The sequence below is a fragment of the Pedobacter sp. genome (assembly GCF_037719805.1).
In the GTDB taxonomy this organism is placed as follows: Bacteria; Bacteroidota; Bacteroidia; order Sphingobacteriales; family Sphingobacteriaceae; genus Pedobacter.
Genome location: NZ_JBBJLZ010000005.1, coordinates 408,819 through 428,905 on the forward strand (window position 1 = coordinate 408,819; position 20,087 = coordinate 428,905).

Below are 20,087 nucleotides of genomic sequence, written 5' to 3' on the forward strand. Positions count from 1 at the left end.
CTAAACAATTTTAAAGCGACCATCTGTCAATTCAACTAAACCTGTTGTTTTACTTTTACCATGGTAAAATAAACAATTCCAATGCTCGTCGGCCGCCCTTGTTCCAAACACTTCCCTTAGTTCCATCGCTTTGCGCCCGTCGAAATCATATTTGGCGATGAACTTCTTAATCAACTCTTCCGGTTCAGGCAACACATCTCCACCGAAAAACACTTTATCTGCCCCATCATTTAAAAGAAATACCTGATGAAAAGGCGTATGGGCGCCAGTTAATTCATAGCTAATCTCTTGAGTGAGCTGACCTGAGCCCTCGATGAAGTGCAATTGTGCATTCCGTTGCAGGAAATCAAAGATCTCAGTTCTATAAGAAGACGAGGTGCTGGTAAAGGCACTTTCCCACTCTCCTTGCTGGATCACATAGGTGGCATGAGGAAAGCTAAGTTCCATTTTCTCATTGACATACCGTACCATTCCGCCTGAATGATCGAAGTGAAGATGGGACATCAGTACCATATCAATATCGTCGGGGTCAAAGCCCGCTTTTTTGATGTTTTCATGCAGAATGAAATCGCCATTGTCGTTGTTATAGCCTAGTCCGGTATCAAAAAGGAATAGCGAACCATTCATCTCAACTAAAAAAGGCTGAACATGCACAAAGAGAGAAGCGGGCCGGTCTTTAGCGCTATGTATAGCAGGATCAAAAGGAACGAATTTCTTGGACGCATCTACAGAATAGGAACCCTCAAACAATGTGAAAACTTGCAATGGCGTACTTGTTAGTGAGAAAAAAAGAATAAATGATATCTTTACGAGATCAATGCAAAGATAAAGATCCTGCTTGAACAAACGGCCAAATGATAATGAAGAAAAGATGGGTGCATCCAGCAGAATCTGACGATGAAGCTGTGATTTTACTTGCACAGGAGTTGAATATAGATAAGAGTTTAGCGCAGGTTTTAGTTCAAAGAGGTATTGAAACATTTGATCAGGCTAAGGATTATTTCCGTCCGCAAGTTAGCAAGCTCCATGATCCATTTCTGATGAAGGACATGGATAAAGCAATTGTAAGAATAGATAACGCTATCATTAGCGGGGAAAAGGTGCTGATATATGGCGACTATGACGTAGATGGGACTACCGCCGTGGCGCTTGCCTATAGCTTCTTTAAAAAATATATAGAAAGCATAGAATATTACATCCCTGACAGGCATAAAGAGGGATACGGAATCTCACAAGCCGGAATTGACTATGCTTATGCCAATGGTTTCAGTCTGATCATTGCACTGGATTGTGGCATAAAGTCTGTCGATAAAATCGCCTATGCAAATACGCTCGGAGTTGATTTTATCATTTGTGATCACCATTTACCTGGTGACGAGTTGCCTGCAGCAGTTGCGGTTTTAGATCCGAAACGCCTGGACTGTGATTACCCGTTTAAAGAACTTGCAGGATGCGGAATAGGCTTCAAGCTGGCACAAGCATACTGTATAAGCCATAATTTACCAGCTTCCGAATACGAGCAGTATATTGACCTGGTGATGGTGAGTATCGCTGCAGATATTGTTCCTATTGAAGATGAAAATAGAATTCTTGCTTACCATGGGCTGATTAAGCTAAACTCATCGCCTTGCAAAGGTTTGAAGGCGCTAATGGACATCTCCGGCAGACCGAAGTCATACACACTTACTGATGTTGTATTTACACTGGCACCACGGATAAATGCTGCAGGGAGAATGGATCATGGTAATCAAGCCGTAAAAATGTTGATTTGCGACGAAGACACGGATGCTCTGGAACAAAGTGAGTTTATCAACCTACAAAACTCTGACCGCAAAACGACTGATCAGACAATTACTGCTGAAGCATTAGCGCTTATTGACGAATGTGAAATATTGATTGGCAAGAAAACGACCGTCGTATACAATCAAAGCTGGAATAAAGGAGTGATAGGTATCGTTGCCTCGCGACTGACTGAAAAATATTATAGGCCTACGGTTGTGCTAACTGAATCCAATGGCTTATTAACCGGCTCGGCAAGATCTGTAGCTGGTTTTGATCTATATGAGGCATTATTGGGCTGTCAGGATCTAATGGTACAATTCGGCGGACACAAGTTCGCTGCCGGACTCACAATGAAACCTGAAAACATCGGGATGTTCATGGAGCGGTTTGAGAATATTGTATCAGCAACTATAACCGAAGATCTACTTTGTCCTGAGGTGAAAATAGATGCGGAGATAAACTTCAGTCAGATCAACGGTAAATTTCAACGCATTATTGGCCAAATGGCTCCTTTTGGACCTCACAATAACGCCCCCGTGTTTATCACTCATGAGGTTTCACTGGTTGGGAGTCCGCGTGTCCTCAGCGAAAAACATCTTAAGTTTAGTGTGAAGCAATTAAATTCAGATAATTTCGAATGCATTGGATTCGGCCTTGCGGAATACGAAAAGCTTTTGCAACCAAATCACCCATTTTCTGTTTGTTATACAATAGAAGAAAATGTTTGGAAAGATCAGCGCACCATACAGTTAAACATCAAAGCAATTAAAGTAGATAATTAATACACCAAATGATATTAAGAGCTGAGAACCTGATTAAGAAATATAAGCAACGAACCGTTGTAAATGACGTTTCATTTTCTGTTAGTCAGGGAGAAATCGTTGGGCTTCTTGGGCCGAATGGGGCTGGTAAAACGACCTCGTTCTATATGATTGTGGGCTTGATTAAGCCTAATGAAGGCACCATATTTCTTGATGATGAAGACATCACCACAGACCCAATGTACCGCAGAGCTAAAAAAGGTATCGGCTATCTGGCTCAGGAAGCTTCCGTTTTTCGTAAGCTATCTGTAGAGGATAACATTATGGCTATTCTGGAGATGACTAAGATGAGCAAGGAAGAACGGCATGAAAAACTGGAGGAGCTAATCAATGAGTTTAGTCTTCATAAAGTGAGAAAAAACCGGGGTGATCTATTATCGGGCGGTGAGAGAAGGAGAACAGAAATTGCAAGAGCCTTAGCTGCTAGTCCGAACTTTATCCTTTTAGATGAGCCCTTTGCTGGTGTAGATCCAATTGCGGTCGAAGAAATTCAGACCATTGTATACAAACTCAAACAAAAAAATATAGGCATTTTGATTACCGACCACAATGTGCAAGAGACGCTATCTATTACTGACAGAGCCTACTTATTGTTCGAAGGTAAAATTCTTGAATCCGGAACTCCTGAAGTTTTAGCTGCAAACGAGATGGTGAGACGCGTGTACCTGGGATCAAACTTTGTATTGCGCACTAAAACACTATAATTCGAAATAACCTTATGGCAATTGTAAATTCGATTTTTACATGGTATATGAAAAAGCGCGTTCATCAGATCGAGCTTTTTATGAAATATCCCCATGATGTTCAGGAGGAATGGTTTCATAAGCTCATCTCCAGCGCTCAGGATACGGAATGGGGGGAGAAATTCGACTACCAAACCATTGAACATCCACGACAGTTTAAAGAACGGGTACCTATACAAAATTACGATACCCTAAAACCATACATTGAGCGCATGCTTAATGGAGAGCAAAATATCCTTTGGCCATCTGAGATCAAGTGGTTTGCAAAGTCGTCTGGTACGACCAGTGACCGAAGCAAGTTTATACCGGTCTCCGAAGAATCACTTCAGGAGTGCCATTTCAAAGGCGGGAAAGATCTGCTGTCCATATTCTGCAACAACAGACCAGATAATCAAATCTTAACAGGAAAAGGACTGGTACTCGGTGGTAGTCACCAAATCAACCAATTGAATGAGGACTCTTTTTATGGAGACCTTTCAGCAGTATTGATTAAGAACCTTCCCATGTGGGCTGAATATTATCGCACCCCAAATATATCTATTGCTTTGATGGACAACTACGAAACTAAGATGGAAAAGATGGCCGAAGCCACCATTAAGGAAAACGTAACTAACATCGCAGGCGTCCCAACCTGGACCATTGTTCTGGCGAAAAAAGTATTGGAGATGACCGGAAAAAGCAACCTGTTGGAAGTTTGGCCTAACCTTGAATTGTACATCCATGGCGCAGTAAACTTTAAACCTTACAGAGAGCAATTTAAAGAGTTGATTCCATGCAACGATATGTATTACCTGGAAACATACAATGCTTCTGAAGGCTTTTTTGGTATTCAGGACAAGGTCGATTCTGATGAAATGCTTTTGATGCTTGATTATGGCATTTATTACGAATTCTTGCCAATTGAAAAATTGGAAGACGAACACCCCGATACGTTGTCATTGGATCAGGTAGAACTTCATAAAAATTATGCTATTATCATCTCTACAAATGGTGGATTATGGCGCTATATGATAGGCGATACAGTACAATTTACCAGCTTATCACCATTCAGAATACGAATTACAGGCAGAACTAAGCATTTTATTAACGCATTTGGGGAGGAAGTAATTATAGACAATGCAGAGCAGGCGATCTGCAAGGCCTGCGACGTAACAGGCGCAGTGTTCAAAGATTACACGGCCTGTCCTATCTATTTCAAAGGGGAAGATGTTGGTGGTCACGAATGGATTATTGAATTTGATCAGCAACCAAACGACTTCGAAAAGTTTGTGGATGTATTGGATCAAACTTTAAAAGACGTCAACTCTGACTATGAAGCCAAGCGTTTTAAAGACCTCGCACTTAGGCGACCGAAGGTTCACAATGCACCTTGCAACACATTTTACAACTGGTTAAAGCGAAAGGGGAAGCTTGGTGGACAGCACAAAGTACCAAGACTGGCGAACGATAGGAAGTATGTGGAAGAAATATTAGAATTGCTGGACTAGTAATATTTAGCTATATTCAATCAGCTAAATATTAACCATTATGAAAACAGTACAACAAATGCTAGACGCAAAGCCGTCTCAAATATTTTCAGTTACTGGAGATTCATCAGTCCTGTCGGGCCTCCACTATATGATGGAAGGTAATATTAGCGCTCTTTTGATTGTAGAGAACGAAGTACTTACCGGCATCTTTACAGAAAGAGATTACGCCAGAAAGATCATTCTTCATGGTAAATCTTCTGCAGAGACTACTATTAAAGAAGTAATGACTGCGAATCCAATAACAGTCTCGCCTCAGGATTCCATTGATTTATGTATGAAAATAATGACAGACAAGCACATCAGGCATTTGCCTGTCATGGCGGATGGCGAATTGCTTGGAATGGTCTCCATTGGGGATGTCGTGAAGTTTATTATTGAAGACCAGAAACAGACGATTTCCCAACTAGAAAGTTACATCAGCAGCTAGTTATAGCAGATAGTATTAAAAAATGATGGAAGTAACCATGCTGCCAAAGTTATGCTTGGAATAATAGTTACTTTTGAGGATGAAGCATCTCAAGCAAGTAATCCAAAGTATAAAACAGCAGGATGAGTCTTCATCTGAACTGCAGCAATTAATTTGGGAACTAATTTGCTATTCTCCTAAGATGCCTTTAAGGCAGCATCAGCAGCAATTGATAAATCTTTCTGAGCAAATACTACTTAAAGCGGATGATACCTATTTTAGCAAGAAGAAGCTAAACTTCCCTTGCTTTATCTGGGGCGAAGGGATCAAAATTGTCCTACTGGTTCATGGATGGGGATCAAAAGCCCTGGATTTCTATGATTTGATACAAGGCCTATTATCCCTTCCAGATGTGAAGGTCATCGCTTTTGATGCTCCTGGAAATGGAAGCGCTGAGGGACATTTAAGTAATCTGTTCCTTTTTGTAGATGCGATAAAAGAGATAGAGAAACTTTATGGTGTCCCACATGCTATAATTGGTCATTCTTTAGGAGGCATGGCGGCTGTAAGGGTGCTACATGAAACAAGGGTATACCCTGAGCTATTAATTACGATAGCTCCACTCATCAATTTGAAAGACAACTTCAAAGGAAGCATGGATAATTTAGGTCTATCAGATGAAAGTCAGCAGTTGTTTTTGGATGATTTTGAAACCTTGTACCAGCAAAGTATCAATAATTTTCATGTTCCTGAAATGTATGATTTTGCTGGTAGTATTAAGCACATGCTGATATATGAGCAAAATGATACAGTGAGTCCAATAACTGATATTGAAGAATTTTTACATCAGTATCCAGAGGTTATCCCAGTAAAAAACGAACATACCAGTCATGCAAAGATTATCTCAGATGCAGAAGTGATCTCGAACATTGTGCAACAGTTAAAAGTTCATTAAAGTACCTGTTTAATTTACACCGCTGAAGGTCTTATTTCGAAGATTTAAATGTGGCAATTTTGCCCTTCTTGTTATTCATTTTAGACCAATTTCCATCAACAGGTAAGACATGTCTACCCTCAGTCATATGAGCACTTAAAATGGCTGCAGGATTAAATTCCTTGCTATTTGTCAAGACTTCACCTATAAAAGACGCTTTGTAGAAATGAAATGCAATCCCAATTACACAAAGACATCCGGGTTCTGTTGTGAATTCTACCGTTTGAGGCGGGATCAAGTCCAATTCGTTATTCTTGACGACCGTTAGGTACTTTAATTCTGACTCTTGCTCATATCCAGTTTCCAAATCAAAAGTGTTCGTAAAAAAACAATGCTGCACTTTCTGCTAGCAGACGGAAATTCAATATGCTTAGAAATAGTAAGTTCAGGAATGAGAATTGACACATTATCTTCAGTATAAGTTACGGCAAGATATGCGGAAAAAACATCCTCTACGCGTGACTGTTGATTAAACTCAAATCCCGCAAGCCTCTTGAAGGTTTCTGGTGTAAAAGAAAAAGTGAGCTGCTCTTTGTTAAAAACAGAATTCATGGCTAGGTTAGTGCTTTTATTTAATCGGCCTAACATTTCACCATCATGGAACTGATCATATAACGGCGCCATACAAGCCCTGATGCAACTATTCAGTGTACTTACTCTTCCAAAAAGGTTAGAAGATCTATCCATTGGTTCCGTACGCGAGAATTTTGCCTTTGTGGATTTGCCCGATACTATTTGCTGTCCTCTGTATTGTTTGTAACTTGTGTTACCTATCTTGCCCTTAAAGTGCTTACCGTCAAATCCTGCCATACATTTTTATATTTGGTTGAGTCAGCAACATAGCGCTTTATATGAGCTTAGTATACCACCTACAGGAATATAACAATAACACGTAATAAGTCCAACTTGTGATCGGAAATCATGGTCTTATCTTGGTGTCAAGTTGGACACATATTGGTCTCATACAAAGCCCATATCAACTACTTACTTTTTTATTCTACTTCCCGACCAAACCTAAAAGCTTGTACTCAAGAGCAAATTGACCAGAGTAAGGCATCAAAGCTGTAAGCAGTTCTCCATTGTGAAAAATGCTGCTAGTCTCACCAATAAAAAGGAAACACTTAACAATAAGGTAAACTTATAGTTGTATTGGTCCTGTATTTTTGAGCATATTATTCACCTACTTATCCTGCTCAAAATGAAAAAAATCATCTTTAACCTTTGTGCCCTGTGTTTGGCGGCAACCTTATTTTCTTTCATTTACGATACACAGCATGAGCTGGCAGGTATCTGGAACTTTACTGCGAAGGATGCTCCTGAAGGATATCAGGAAGGAAGTATCGAATTCAGTGAAAAAGATGGAACGTTGAGAGGTGAAATGGTAACTGGCAATGGCACTTTCCCGATGGATCGCTTAAAAGTATCAAACGATTCAATCACTTATGATCTAAAAGTAAGTTCCCATGTTTTCCAGGGCATATTCATTAAAGTAAAAGACAGCATTGCGGGTAAAATTATAACCCCTCAAGGTGACTTGGTAATCACTGGTAAAAGGAAGGCGCTATAAATCCGAGGCTTAATTAACCTCGGTAAATTGAGCCTATATACGCTGTAGTTAAAAACCTAGTCCGGATTGTTGCCTCTGGTAAGATCAGTGCTCACACGGAAATAGTCAAAGTCGGCATACCCTCCAGTAGACTCCGTCGCATAATTAAATAAGGCGAACCGGTAGCCCATAAAATGCGGAATGGTGTATTGCATATGTAAAACAGATCCAATTGAAGTCCATTGCTTGCCGTCCAGGCTATAATAGTATGTTCCCAGGTCTTGGCGCTCCCGGAAGTTGCATTCAGCACGCAGGTAAATGGTTGACTGACCCACAGGAATTTTGACAGGTTCACTGGTAGCGTCTGAAACTTCGGTAGTGATATATTTTAATCCTTTGATCATTTTTACACCCACCCATCCGTATTTCTTTTGTAGTAATGCCAATCCTGCGGCATCACCATCTTTCATTCCGCTAACATCCATTTTAGTCACCGCGGAGCATGTCGGGCCATAGGTCCGCTGAGTCAGTGTGTTTCTGGCATCGAGCAAGTTAGTTGCCATATGGCCGCCAGTTAGCCGCAAATGACCTGGATGCTGCGAGAATGACCACATCTCGTTATCCGGATTATGATTCCATTGCCAAACCAAGGGAAGCTTAGTTTTTGCGTGCGGTCTGTTAAATTCATCAGAGGCGACAATCCCCGAAAGCGTTCCCCGTGCTGCAGGAAGATCTATCTTTTCAGGCACTTTCCCTGCAACCCCGATAACTGGCCAATCGTTAGCCCAATTTACCGGAACCAGATAAGGGATCCGCCCAACTGCTCCAAAATCCCGAAATAGGTAGGCATACCATGCTCCTTTTGATGTTTCCACAAGGCCACCCTGTGCAACGCCCTTGTCCTGCAAACCAATCCGGCCCTCGTATGGTCCGTGGAGCTTATCCGAGCGGTGGACCAGCACAGTACGCATACCTCCTCTTGGCCAGCATATGTTGAACAGATAGTACTTGCCTTTAATTTTAAATAGCTGCGATCCTTCCGCCGGTAATCCTTGAGCGGAGCCGCCTACAAGACTGGCATTCTCTATTAATATCTGAGGCTTGACATCGGGATTGAGGCCGGACAAATCTGAATTTAATTCAGCAATCATGATCCTTCCTCCTCCATAAATCATATACGCTTTGCCATTATCATCAAAGAAAAGAGAATGATCATGTAGTGCCGGGCTAAATGAAGTGGACTTCCAAGGACCCTTTTCAATACTCTTGGTACTAAAGATGTAAGTTTTTCCTGTTGTGGCGGAAAAGGTTGAAACATAAAATGTTCCTTTAAAGTACCGCAGGCTACTTGCCCAAGTACCTTTTGAGTAGGCATTCTTGCCGTTATTGAGATTCAGTTCATCGTTACTAGCTAGCGTATTGTAGGCATATCCGGCAATTTGCCAGTTAATCATGTCTTTAGATTTCATTATCGGGAGACCGGGGCTCATGTGCATTGTGGTACTACTCATGTAATAATTATCACCTACCCTTATCATTGAAATATCAGGAACGTCTGCATAGATGATTGGATTCCGTGCTTCCTGAGCAAGCACATATAGATTAGGCAAGAGCGCAAAACAGATCAGTATGATAACTTTCTTAATAAATACTGGAAATTTTTCTTTGAAGAGCTTCATATTATTGCTTTTTGAATCCGTGATAATTAACCTACCGGTGACACTAAAAGTAGTAAACAAATATTAATCGTCAAAGAAACGTTTATTATTAAGCGTATTTCTTAGCGGTCAGCGAGTGTAGATTTGTGGAAATAATGTTATTCTTGGATCAGGTTTTCACTTGCATAAAAAAAGCCCGTTTCCTTTGCAGGAACGGGCTTTTAATTTATCGCGGACTTGCGATTTGTTGGCTCCCTCTGCTGGGCTCGAACCAGCGACCCTCTGATTAACAGTCAGATGCTCTAACCAGCTGAGCTAAGAAGGAGTACTGGTTACCAAAACGCGCTTTTGTATTCAATAAAGAACGAAAGCTTCGTTCGTTTTGGGAATGCAATATTAGGGCTTTTAAATTATTTATGCAATATTTGTAGCAAAAAAATATTAAAAAATATATATGAGCCTGATAATCATAGGAACTGTAGCTTTTGATGCTATTGAAACTCCCTTCGGAAAGACAGATAAGATCGTTGGAGGCGCCGCAACATACGCAAGTTTAGCTGCATCTTACTTTTATAATAAAGTGAAAATCGTTGGAGTGATCGGAGATGACTTTCAGCAGGAGAACATTGACAAGTTCACACAGCACGGAATCGACACTGAAGGATTGCAGATTAAGGAAGGCGAGAAGTCGTTCTTCTGGTCTGGTAAATACCACAACGACATGAACAGCCGTGATACTTTAAGCACAGAGTTGAATGTTTTAGAAAACTTCGATCCTATCATCCCTGAGAGCTACCAGGATTGCGAATACCTGATGTTAGGGAACCTTACCCCTATCGTACAGCAAACTGTCATCAAGCGCTTAAAAAACCGGCCAAAACTGATTGTATTAGATACAATGAACTTTTGGATGGACATTATGATGTCCGATTTGTTAGACACGATCAAACTAGTAGACGTTTTAACTATCAATGATGCGGAGGCCCGTCAACTATCAGGAGAATATTCTTTAGTTAAAGCTGCGAAAAAGATCCTGGAAATGGGACCTAAATACTTGATCATTAAAAAAGGTGAGCATGGTGCCCTACTGTTCCATGAGGACAAGATTTTTTCTGCACCTGCCCTTCCACTTGCAGAGGTATTTGATCCGACTGGTGCTGGTGATACGTTTGCAGGTGGTTTTATTGGTTATCTGGCTAAAGTTGGAACGATCAGTTTCACAAACATGAAAAACGCAATCATTTATGGCTCTGCCCTGGCTTCGTTCTGCGTAGAACAGTTTGGAACTGAAAAGATATTAAACCTAAAAGAGGAAGAGATTGCTGCTCGTGTTCAGGAGTTTGTAAATCTTAGCGCTTTTAACATCGAAAAATAAGTTTACCACTCCTGTTCCATACGTCCATTAGTTGGGAACAGGAGTGATTTATTTTAAAACCCCAACCACTAAGAACTTTTCAAATACGGTGTCTGTATGGGGTGCATCTGATAGTTCATCAGTCAAATCCTGACCAGCCCAATGCTCGTAATGTTTCCCATTGCGCCAAAGCCGGCTCTCGGTAACATCATAAATAAAGCCTTTGTAGGCAACCCAGATCTGAGGTTTATCTTGTCCGTTGCGCAAAGCTAACTGCTGTCTTGAATACTGGTTGTGTTCCATTGCCAGGTTAAAAGTAGCTATTTAACATTAAATAGAATTCACTGTTCAGATGATGGCAGTTTTCAGGCTCATAAAAAAAGGCCTGACTCAAGATTTGAGACAGGCCTTTCATAGGGATGGGAAATATTAGACAAGGTCTGCACCCAGGATTTCTTTCGAATACGTTTTAAGGTATTTCTTTAGAATCTGGCGAGCCACGTGGATCCTCGTTTTTACAGTACCAATCGGAATTTGAAGCTCTTCAGCAATCTCATGGTATTTAAAGCCTTCGAAATATTTAATGAAAGGAATGTAGTATTCAGGCTGCAAAGTAGCCAATGCTTTATTAATATCTCCAATCACAAACTTACTTTCACTGCTATTAGTAGAAGCGCTGTAATGCAAGTTAGCGGATGAAATATCATCGGTTTTGGTAATCAAAGCGTTGGTTTTCACCAATCGTCTGTAATTATTAATGAAGGTATTTTTCATTATCGTGAACAACCAGCCCTTTAAGTTTGTTCCTTCTTTGAATTTACTATAGTAAGTGACAGCTTTCAACATTGTATCCTGTACTAAGTCGTTAGCATCTTCAACGTCTTTAGTGAAATTCAGAGCGAATGATTGCAGGGAAACAGAGTGGTCATGAAGCTGAAGATTAAATTCATTTTTGGTCATAATGTCTATAGTTTAAGTTATCAAAAGGCAAAAACAGACTGTGAATGGTGTGGCGTCACTGTGTTTTTCTACTCTTATACTTTAAACCCATACAATAGGTATACCAAAAACAGCCTTCTGGTGTTAAGAAAATGTAATTATTGTTTTAACACTGAAATCAGGAACGGTCACAGGATATTTACTTCTCTTTCCAATAAAACGCCAAATTTGGCATCCACAGCCTCAATGATTTGTTCTGAAAAACTATACACTTCCTCACCGGTAGCGCTTCCATGGTTGACAAGTACAAGCGCCTGATCTTTCCAGGTACCAGTTTGTCCTTTAATGATCCCTTTAAACCCACATTGCTCAATCATCCAACCTGCTGCGAGCTTTTCCATGCCATCTGCCAGTGAATAATGAACAACCTCCGGGAAATTTTCATAGACAATCGCAAACTGATCTGCGTTAATAGTTGGATTCTTAAAGAAACTGCCGGCATTTCCAATAGTGGAAGGATCAGGAAGTTTTCCAACACGAATGCTGGAAACTACATCGGAAACGTCTTTAATAGTAGGTCTTTCTATATTTCTTATTTTCAATTCCTCTTGAATGGCGCCATATTGTATATTCAACACAGGTTTCCTTGTTAGCCTAAAGACCACGGCTGTAATAATGTACTTCCCTTTCAACTGCGTTTTAAATACACTGTCCCGATAACCGAAACAACAATCATCAAAAGTAAAGTTCCGCTTAACGCCAGTAGCGATCTCAAAGGCTGTACAAGATTTGAAAACGTCTTTTAACTCGACGCCATAAGCACCGATGTTCTGAACTGGTGATGCCCCTACTGTACCCGGTATAAGACTTAAATTCTCCATACCGGCGAAACCGTTGTTCACACAATACATAACCAAGTCATTCCATGCCACCCCTGCCCCGGCGGTAACTTCAATAACATCATCTTTAACAACGCTGCTAATTCCCGGAATACTGATTTTGATAATTAAGCCTTCAAAATCCCGTGTGAACAAAATATTACTTCCACCCCCAAGAACAAAAAAGGGCTGCCTGGTCATGTTTTCAGTCAGCAACTGCATTAAATCATCTTCAGAAAGGATTTCCACAAAGCTGGTTGCGGTTGCAGATATTCCAAAAGTATTGTAGGGTTTTAAGGATTTATTTTGCTGAATACTTACCATGATAGATTACGGTGTTTTAAAATACAAACATAAAAAAATAGTTAGGCACTTTAATTGCCCCTTTGTATCTTAGATTTTTTATGGAAAACCAGGATAAGAAAAAAATTATCATTATTGAAGCTGCGCTAAAAAGATTTGCGCATTATGGTCTCTCAAAAACAACAATGTCTGAGATTGCGAAAGACATCTCCTTATCAAAGGCCCTTTTGTATTATTACTTTCCTGACAAGATCAGTCTGTACGTAAGTACTATGGAATACCTGATGCAAAAAATTAGCAGGGAGACGGTAAAATCAATCGATAAAGCATCTACGTCTACAGAGGCTGTATTGAAACTGCTACAAAAAAGACAAACTTATATCCAGAAATATTACAACTTGTTTGAATCAAGTCTAACTATAGGAAGTGACCTTCCGAACGACCTTTACGATAAGTTTGCTAAGGCAAAGGCTTTTGAAAAAATCATCATCAGTTCGTTGTTAACCCGTGGCATTGCAAACAAAGAACTTTCCATGGATGACCCAAAGCTTACTACAGAAATCTTCATTGATGCCATCTCTGGCATCCACTTTAACATTCTTGCGAAAGATAAAAGCATCTTTCCTGGAAAAGAGCAATTCAAGGAGATCTTTCAGAAAGAGAAAATATTCGCGGATATCTTCCTCGCTGGTCTGGCTGCAAGGTAGCTATTTAGTCAAAATCAGGTAATAATGGCTCCTTTTAAAAGAATAATTTCTCAAGTTAAAAATATCGTAGTATTTTTGACCATTGAAATAATAAAGTCAGAAAGAAGAAAGGTAAGATGTTAGTAATGGATAAAAAAAGAGAAGCGATTATAGAGGGGGCGATCAAGCGTTTTATTCATTTTGGAATACAGAAGACAACCATGAACGAGATTGCAGAAGACTTAGCGGTATCTAAGCCTTCATTATACTACTATTACCCCGACAAAAGCAGTCTAATCGAGGGTGTAATCGAAAAGATATTTTCAGATTATTTCGAGGCAGTTGACAAAGATCTTTTCACTAACATTTCTTTAGAGGAGCGCTTCGCTATTTTCACAGACATTAGATTCAAGTTTTTTCAGAAGTATTACATGTTACATTTAGCTGGGGTTACACCCGATATAACGTTGAACTCAGATTCACTCAAAGCGACCTTCATGTCTATGAAAAAGAAAAACAACGACATGTATGCAGAGATTTTAAGGCGGTCTGTTGAAAAAGGTGAAATAGCAGCCGTTGATTTGGAGAAAACGGCGGAACTTTACCTGGAGAGCATGATGGGAATAATTTCACAGTGCATTATGCATGGAAACAGGGAACTTTTTCCAAGTAAAAAAGAGATGAAGATCATACTTGAAAAACAACATAGCTTATCCCGAATATTTGTAAAAGGCCTTAAATAAGAATAAAAACCTATCATATATATGAATGCAATTATCAAACAAATAAAAGCCATACCGCTGCTACTGCTAGGACTAGCATTCGCAAATAGTGTTAGCGCCCAGCAAACCCTTAGTTTAAAGGACGCTTTGAACTATGCAGTTCAAAATAATACCCAGGCTAGAAAGGCACGTCTCGACATTGATCGTGGCCGTTACAAAACCCAGGAAATCCGTGCACAGGCACTGCCTCAAATCGCAGGAACCGCTGGTCTTACTTACAACCCGATCATTGGTCAGCAGGTAGTAGATTTCGGCGGAGAATTACAAACGTTGAAGTTTGGACAGAACTGGAATTCCACTGCAGGTGTTCAATTATCGCAGCAAATATTCAATCAACAGGTTTTCACGGGCCTTCAAGCTGCAAAGTCCAGTGAACAATATTATCAGTTGTCATCTCAATTAACAGATGAGCAGGTCATTGAGTTTGTAGCTAACAACTACTACCAGGTACTGGTGAACAGACAACAATTAAATGTGATCGACACTAACATTAAGAATGTTAGAATTGTAGAAAAAATCATCTCTAATCAATTTCAAAACGGACTGGCTAAGCGGATTGATGTTGACCGCATCACTGTGAACCTGACAAATCTGGAAACACAACGTGAGCAAACTTTAAATGCTATAAGACAATTAGAGAATCAACTGAAGTTCTCAATGGGCATGCCGGTAAGTACCGAGATCGTTCTTCCTAAATCAGAGTTAACTGAGGTTACACAACTTCCTCAATTCAGCGATTCGCTATCACTAGCAGGACGTACAGAAATTCGGCTTCTGGATGTACAGGATAAATTGTTAACACTACAGCGCAAAGCTTATGTTGCAGAGTACTATCCAACCTTAGCCTTATCAGGAAACTATACTTACTCTAGTCAGGCAGGTGGTTTCGACTTTTTAACCACTAATAGAAATGCGATCGGTTTCGGATCATCAGCTATAGGCTTAGCATTAAGGGTTCCAATATTCAATGGCTTTTTAACGCGTTCAAGGATCCGTCAGGCGGATGTAGATCTTTTTAAAGCAAAAGAAGACAGGAGAGAGACAACCAACTCGTTGAACCTCGCATACGAAAACGCTAAAATTCAGTTGCGAAACAGTTTGAATACCATCACTGCGCAAAAGAAAAATGTGGATTTGGCACAGGAAATTTACAGAAGCACACAAAACAATTACAACAACGGTCTTGCTAACTTAACAGACCTATTGGATACCGAAAATTCACTTACCCAAGCACAAAACAGTTACACACAGGCGCTCTTAAACTATAAAATCGCCGAAATACAATTAATAAAATCAAACGGAAATATTAAATCACTTTTACAATGAAAAAAATTATAATCGCAGTCCTGGTAATCGTTGTTGTTGGCGCAGGTATTGTCTTCATCTTAACGAGCAATAAGAAGAAAAACGCGGAAAAAACTGCTTTCATTGCTGAAGGTGGTGGTGCGGTAGCGGTACGTGTAGCAAATGTGGAGCGGAAAACAGTTGACCAGGACTACAGTGTCAATGGTGTCTTTATTCCTAAACAAGAGCTAAACTTTCTTTCAGAGAACGCTGGTCGTGTTTCTGCTATTTTCGTAGATGAAGGCGCTCGTGTAAGCAGAGGCCAGACTTTAGCACGTATCGATGCAGAGATTATCAATACAGATAGAGAAACGGCTCAGGCGACCTATCAAAATGCAGTAAGAGATCAAGCTAGATACCAGAGCTCATTTGAGACTGGCGGAGTTACGCAACAGCAATTAGATCAAGCGAGACTAGCCACTCAAAATGCTAAACTTCGCTTGCAGGCTTCTCAAAGAAGAGTTAGTGATGCGAACATCAAATCTCCGATAAGTGGAATTATCAACAGAAGATATATCGAAGTTGGTGCATTTGTTACTGCTCAAGGCACGCAGTTATTTGAAATTGTTGATGTCTCAAAGCTGAAGCTCAAGGTAAATGTTAATGAATCGCAAGTTGCTAACCTTAAGATCGGTGATCAGATAGATATAAGATCTTCTGTATTTGCAAACGATAAGTTTTCTGGTAAAGTAACCTTCATAGCCGCAAAAGCAGATGGGACATTAAACTTTCCTGTAGAGATTGAAGTAAGCAACAGTAACAAAAACACTTTAAAGGCAGGAATGTATGGAACAGCAATATTCAGAGCTCCAAAACAAGCGCCAAGTATTTTAATTCCTCGTACCTCATTTGTTGGTAGCGTAAGTAGTAACCAGGTTTTTATACTCGATAAATCAAATAACACTTCCAAACTTAGAAAGGTAGTTGCCGGACGTATTTTAGGCGACAATGTGGAAATACTGGATGGATTGAAAGAAGGCGAAAGTGTGATTACCAGTGGCCAGATCAATTTAGCGGAAGGTACAACCGTAAGTATTGTCCAATAAATATTGCAATAAAAACCCTTTAGCGTTAGGCGCTAAAAGCAATAAAGAAACAAAATGAAAATAACAGATATATCGATTAGAAGGCCTTCCCTTGTGATTGTGGTTTTTACCGCACTGACACTGCTTGGGCTCTTAAGTTACTTTTCGTTGGGCTATGAATTACTTCCGAAATTCTCGAACAACGTAGTCTCTATCGCCACCATATACCCTGGTGCATCACCAGCTGAGGTGGAAAATACCGTTACCAAGAAAATTGAAGACGCAGTGTCATCAATGGAAAACATCAAAAAGATCAACTCAGTATCTTTCGAAAGTTTATCTACGGTAACAATCACCCTGACTGATAAAGCGAATATTGACATCTCATTAAATGATGCGCAACGTAAAGTCAATGCAGTATTGGCAGATCTTCCTGAGGATGTAAAGGCACCATCCCTAAGTAAGTTTTCACTGGATGATTTACCGGTAATTACGATGTCTGCCTCTGCAAACATGGATGACATTGCTTTTTACGATCTAATTGATAAACGTATCGCGCCGGTAATCTCAAGGGTTAGTGGTATTGCGCAAGTGAATCTGGTAGGTGGATCTGAAAGAGAAATTCAGGTTTCATTGGATGCTGCTAAACTTCAGGGATATAATTTGTCTGTTCCTCAAGTGCAGCAAATGATCTTATCGTCAAACCTGGACTTCCCTACCGGAAGCGTTAAAACGCAGAATCAGGATGTTTTGATCCGCTTGTCAGGTAAGTACAGAAGCATTGAGGAGATGAGAAATCTCGTCATCTCTACTTCAGCAGCAGGTGCCCAGATTCGTTTGGGAGATGTTGCAGATGTGCAAGATGCGCAAAAGGAAACTGAAAAACTCGCTCGAATTGACCGTAAGGCCTCAATCGCAATTCAGATCATCAAGCAAAGTGATGCAAATGCTGTAGAAGTGAGTGAGGGTGTTCACGCAATTATTGCTAAGCTTGAATTTGAATACGCCAAGAATAAGCTGGACATTAAGATTGTAAACGATAGTTCCATCTTTACATTGCAATCTGCCGATGCCGTTATACATGATTTGATCCTGGCGGTTATCCTGGTAGCATTTGTTATGCTTTTCTTTTTACACAGTTTGAGAAATGCATTGATCGTAATGGTGTCTATTCCAGCCTCATTAATCGCTACATTCATTGGTATTGATTTGTTCGGATTTACCTTAAACCTGATGTCTTTACTAGGTCTGTCTCTCGTGGTTGGTATCCTGGTGGATGATGCCATCGTGGTACTGGAAAACATTCAGCGACATATGGAGATGGGTAAGAATAAAGTTCGTGCAGCTTCAGATGCGACAAGAGAGATCGGTTTCACTGTTGTTTCCATCACGTTAGTAATTGTTGTCGTGTTCTTCCCTATCGCAATTAGTACAGGACTGGTATCTAACATCCTTCGCCAATTCTGTGTTGTGGTAATTATAGCAACGCTACTTTCCTTGCTTACCTCCTTTACTATCGTACCATTATTATTCTCGAGATACGGTAAGCTAGAACACATTGAAGGTAAAAACGTATTCGGTCGCTTCATCTTATGGTTTGAAAAACAGCTTAAGAAGTTTACGATTTGGATTACAGGAATTTTAACCTGGTCTTTGAATCACAAAAGACGTACAATCCTGGCGGTTGTTGTTTTATTCGCTGGAGCAATGTATTTAGCTATAGGTGGTTTCATTGGCTCGGAGTTCTTCCCAAAATCAGACAAGGGTGAATTTCTTGTGCAGATTGAGTTGCCTAAAGATGCTTCACTGGAGCAAACGAATTTTATTACCCAGCGTGCTGAGACTTTCCTAGATAAGCAACCTGAAATTACCCAATTGATCACTACAGTTGGACAATCAACAGGTGATTTTGGAGGATCACAGGCAACTGCATACAAATCTGAGATCAATGTTCGATTGGTTGACCGTAAAGAACGAGGTGAGTCATCCGATATCTTCGCTACGAGAATGAGCCGTGCATTGGCTAAAGAGCTGGTAGGAACTAAAGTTAAAACGGTACCAATTAGTATTTTGGGCATTGCTGAAAATGCACCAATCCAGTTGGTTGTAATGGGTTCTGACCTTGATAGCGCATTAAAATATGCTGAAGGCGCACAAAAGCTATTAGCTACTATTCCTGGTGCCACAGAAATAAAGCTTTCTGTTGAGAAAGGGACTCCTGAGATTAATGTTCAGGTAGACCGTGATAAAATGTCGGCTCTTGGGTTAACATTACAAACGGTTGGATCTACTATGCAAACTGCATTTAGCGGTAACACAGATGGTAAATACCGTAAAGGCGAATACGAGTACGACATCAACATTCAATATCAGTCTTTCAATAGACAAAATATTTCTGATGTTGAAAACCTCAACTTTGTGAATTCAACGGGAGCGTTGATCAAGCTGTCACAATTCGCTACGATTACCGAAGGATCAGGTCCTAGTCAGCTAGAGCGTTTAAATAAGTCGACTTCGGTATCGGTTAAAGCACAATCTATTGGTCGCCCAACGGGTACTGTAGTAGCAGAATGGGAGCTAAAGCTGAAAGATATGCAGGCAAATGGAAAGCTGAAAGCTCCTGTTGGTGTAAGCTATCAATGGGGTGGTGACCAAGAAAATCAGTCGGAAGGTTTCGGTACCTTAGGTATAGCATTGATGGCTTCAATTCTACTGGTTTACCTGATTATGGTTGCACTATATGATAGTTTCATCTATCCACTGGTAGTAATGTTCTCACTTCCATTGGCGTTTATCGGGGCTTTTCTTGCGTTAGCATTGACCAATAACTCGATCGGTATCTTTACTATTCTTGGTTTGATCATGCTAATGGGTCTGGTAGCGAAGAATGCAATTATCCTTGTCGATTTTACCAACCACATGAAAGCAGAAGGTAAATCTACAGTCGAGGCACTGGTTTTAGCTAACCATGCGCGTTTGAGACCGATCCTGATGACGACCATCGCTATGATCTTCGGTATGCTTCCAATTGCATTGGCAAGTGGTGCAGGTGCAGAATGGAAAAATGGTCTGGCATGGGTTATTGTAGGTGGATTAACAAGTTCGTTGTTCCTTACGCTAATCGTTGTTCCAGTTGTTTATTTGATCTTTGATATTATGCTGGATAAACTAGGCTTCAATAAAAAAGGCAAAACAATAGACGAATTGATGGTTGAGCCTTATGACCATAAGGATGTCTTAGAATATGAAATAGACGAAAAGCACTAAGCTCGTCTCTATTGAAAGGGATGCCAATTG

General features: G+C 40.3%; 19 protein-coding genes and 1 tRNA gene. 12 read left to right on the plus strand and 8 right to left on the minus strand.

All coding sequences use genetic code 11. The features are described from left to right. A complete protein-coding gene (locus WKF66_RS18265; RefSeq protein WP_489675929.1) occupies positions 1-765 on the minus strand; it encodes an MBL fold metallo-hydrolase in 765 nt (254 codons plus the stop codon). Positions 766-860: 95 nt separating this feature from the next. Between WKF66_RS18265 and recJ the strand changes: the two genes are divergently transcribed. The 5 genes from recJ (at position 861) to WKF66_RS18290 (ending at position 6,236) form a co-directional block, all read left to right on the plus strand. Continuing rightward, entirely contained in the window at positions 861-2,564 is a 1,704-nt protein-coding gene (gene recJ / locus WKF66_RS18270; protein WP_489675930.1) for a single-stranded-DNA-specific exonuclease RecJ, read from the plus strand. Positions 2,565-2,572: 8 nt separating this feature from the next. After that, a complete protein-coding gene (gene lptB / locus WKF66_RS18275) occupies positions 2,573-3,307 on the plus strand; it encodes an LPS export ABC transporter ATP-binding protein (RefSeq protein ID WP_489675931.1) in 735 nt (244 codons plus the stop codon). 14 nt (positions 3,308-3,321) lie between these two features. After that, a complete protein-coding gene (locus WKF66_RS18280) occupies positions 3,322-4,833 on the plus strand; it encodes a GH3 auxin-responsive promoter family protein (protein WP_489675932.1) in 1,512 nt (503 codons plus the stop codon). A 40-nt stretch (positions 4,834-4,873) separates the two neighbouring features. Further along, positions 4,874-5,302 (plus strand): CBS domain-containing protein, encoded by a 429-nt coding sequence (locus WKF66_RS18285; protein WP_489675933.1) that lies wholly within the window; start codon positions 4,874-4,876, stop codon positions 5,300-5,302. Positions 5,303-5,381: 79 nt separating this feature from the next. Continuing rightward, complete coding sequence (locus WKF66_RS18290; protein WP_489675934.1) at positions 5,382-6,236, plus strand: alpha/beta hydrolase; 855 nt, start codon at positions 5,382-5,384, stop codon at positions 6,234-6,236. A gap of 31 nt (positions 6,237-6,267) precedes the next feature. Here the strand turns inward: WKF66_RS18290 and WKF66_RS18295 are convergent, their stop codons facing one another. Then, on the minus strand, positions 6,268-6,582 hold the full coding sequence (locus WKF66_RS18295) for a hypothetical protein (RefSeq protein ID WP_489675935.1): 315 nt from the start codon (positions 6,580-6,582) through the stop codon (positions 6,268-6,270). After that, positions 6,549-7,085, minus strand: coding sequence for a hypothetical protein (locus tag WKF66_RS18300; protein WP_489675936.1), 537 nt, complete (start codon positions 7,083-7,085; stop codon positions 6,549-6,551). The genes WKF66_RS18295 and WKF66_RS18300 overlap by 34 nt, the downstream gene beginning before the upstream one ends. 388 nt (positions 7,086-7,473) lie before the next feature. On the opposite strand from WKF66_RS18300, the gene WKF66_RS18305 reads away from it, so the two are divergent. Continuing rightward, positions 7,474-7,842 (plus strand): hypothetical protein, encoded by a 369-nt coding sequence (locus WKF66_RS18305; RefSeq protein ID WP_489675937.1) that lies wholly within the window; start codon positions 7,474-7,476, stop codon positions 7,840-7,842. 56 nt (positions 7,843-7,898) lie between these two features. Here the strand turns inward: WKF66_RS18305 and WKF66_RS18310 are convergent, their stop codons facing one another. Both WKF66_RS18310 and WKF66_RS18315 read right to left on the minus strand, forming a co-directional pair. Further along, positions 7,899-9,500: a glycoside hydrolase family 43 protein gene (locus WKF66_RS18310; protein WP_489675938.1), complete on the minus strand. Its 1,602-nt coding sequence runs from the start codon at positions 9,498-9,500 to the stop codon at positions 7,899-7,901. Between the two features lie 227 nt (positions 9,501-9,727). Further along, positions 9,728-9,804: transfer RNA gene (locus tag WKF66_RS18315), tRNA-Asn, on the minus strand. 129 nt (positions 9,805-9,933) lie between these two features. Here WKF66_RS18315 and WKF66_RS18320 point away from each other — a divergent pair. After that, positions 9,934-10,854 (plus strand): PfkB family carbohydrate kinase, encoded by a 921-nt coding sequence (locus WKF66_RS18320; RefSeq protein WP_489675939.1) that lies wholly within the window; start codon positions 9,934-9,936, stop codon positions 10,852-10,854. A gap of 48 nt (positions 10,855-10,902) precedes the next feature. Here the strand turns inward: WKF66_RS18320 and WKF66_RS18325 are convergent, their stop codons facing one another. From WKF66_RS18325 to murB, 3 genes are all read right to left on the minus strand, one after another. Further along, entirely contained in the window at positions 10,903-11,136 is a 234-nt protein-coding gene (locus WKF66_RS18325) for a cytochrome b5 domain-containing protein (protein WP_489675940.1), read from the minus strand. A gap of 126 nt (positions 11,137-11,262) precedes the next feature. Next, on the minus strand, positions 11,263-11,793 hold the full coding sequence (locus WKF66_RS18330; protein ID WP_489675941.1) for an RNA polymerase sigma factor: 531 nt from the start codon (positions 11,791-11,793) through the stop codon (positions 11,263-11,265). Between the two features lie 167 nt (positions 11,794-11,960). Continuing rightward, positions 11,961-12,974 carry a UDP-N-acetylmuramate dehydrogenase gene (gene murB, locus WKF66_RS18335; RefSeq protein ID WP_489675942.1) on the minus strand — a complete coding sequence of 338 codons (1,014 nt, stop codon included), beginning with the start codon at positions 12,972-12,974 and terminating at the stop codon, positions 11,961-11,963. Between the two features lie 80 nt (positions 12,975-13,054). Between murB and WKF66_RS18340 the strand changes: the two genes are divergently transcribed. The 5 genes from WKF66_RS18340 (at position 13,055) to WKF66_RS18360 (ending at position 20,057) form a co-directional block, all read left to right on the plus strand. Beyond that, positions 13,055-13,660, plus strand: a complete 606-nt coding sequence (locus WKF66_RS18340; RefSeq protein WP_489675943.1) for a TetR/AcrR family transcriptional regulator — start codon at positions 13,055-13,057, stop codon at positions 13,658-13,660. A 125-nt stretch (positions 13,661-13,785) separates the two neighbouring features. Beyond that, entirely contained in the window at positions 13,786-14,382 is a 597-nt protein-coding gene (locus tag WKF66_RS18345; RefSeq protein ID WP_489675944.1) for a TetR/AcrR family transcriptional regulator, read from the plus strand. A gap of 21 nt (positions 14,383-14,403) precedes the next feature. Next, entirely contained in the window at positions 14,404-15,747 is a 1,344-nt protein-coding gene (locus tag WKF66_RS18350) for a TolC family protein (protein ID WP_489675945.1), read from the plus strand. After that, entirely contained in the window at positions 15,744-16,811 is a 1,068-nt protein-coding gene (locus WKF66_RS18355) for an efflux RND transporter periplasmic adaptor subunit (protein ID WP_489675946.1), read from the plus strand. The genes WKF66_RS18350 and WKF66_RS18355 overlap by 4 nt, the downstream gene beginning before the upstream one ends. A 54-nt stretch (positions 16,812-16,865) precedes the next feature. After that, positions 16,866-20,057, plus strand: a complete 3,192-nt coding sequence (locus WKF66_RS18360; protein ID WP_489675947.1) for an efflux RND transporter permease subunit — start codon at positions 16,866-16,868, stop codon at positions 20,055-20,057. Positions 20,058-20,087 lie beyond the last annotated feature (30 nt).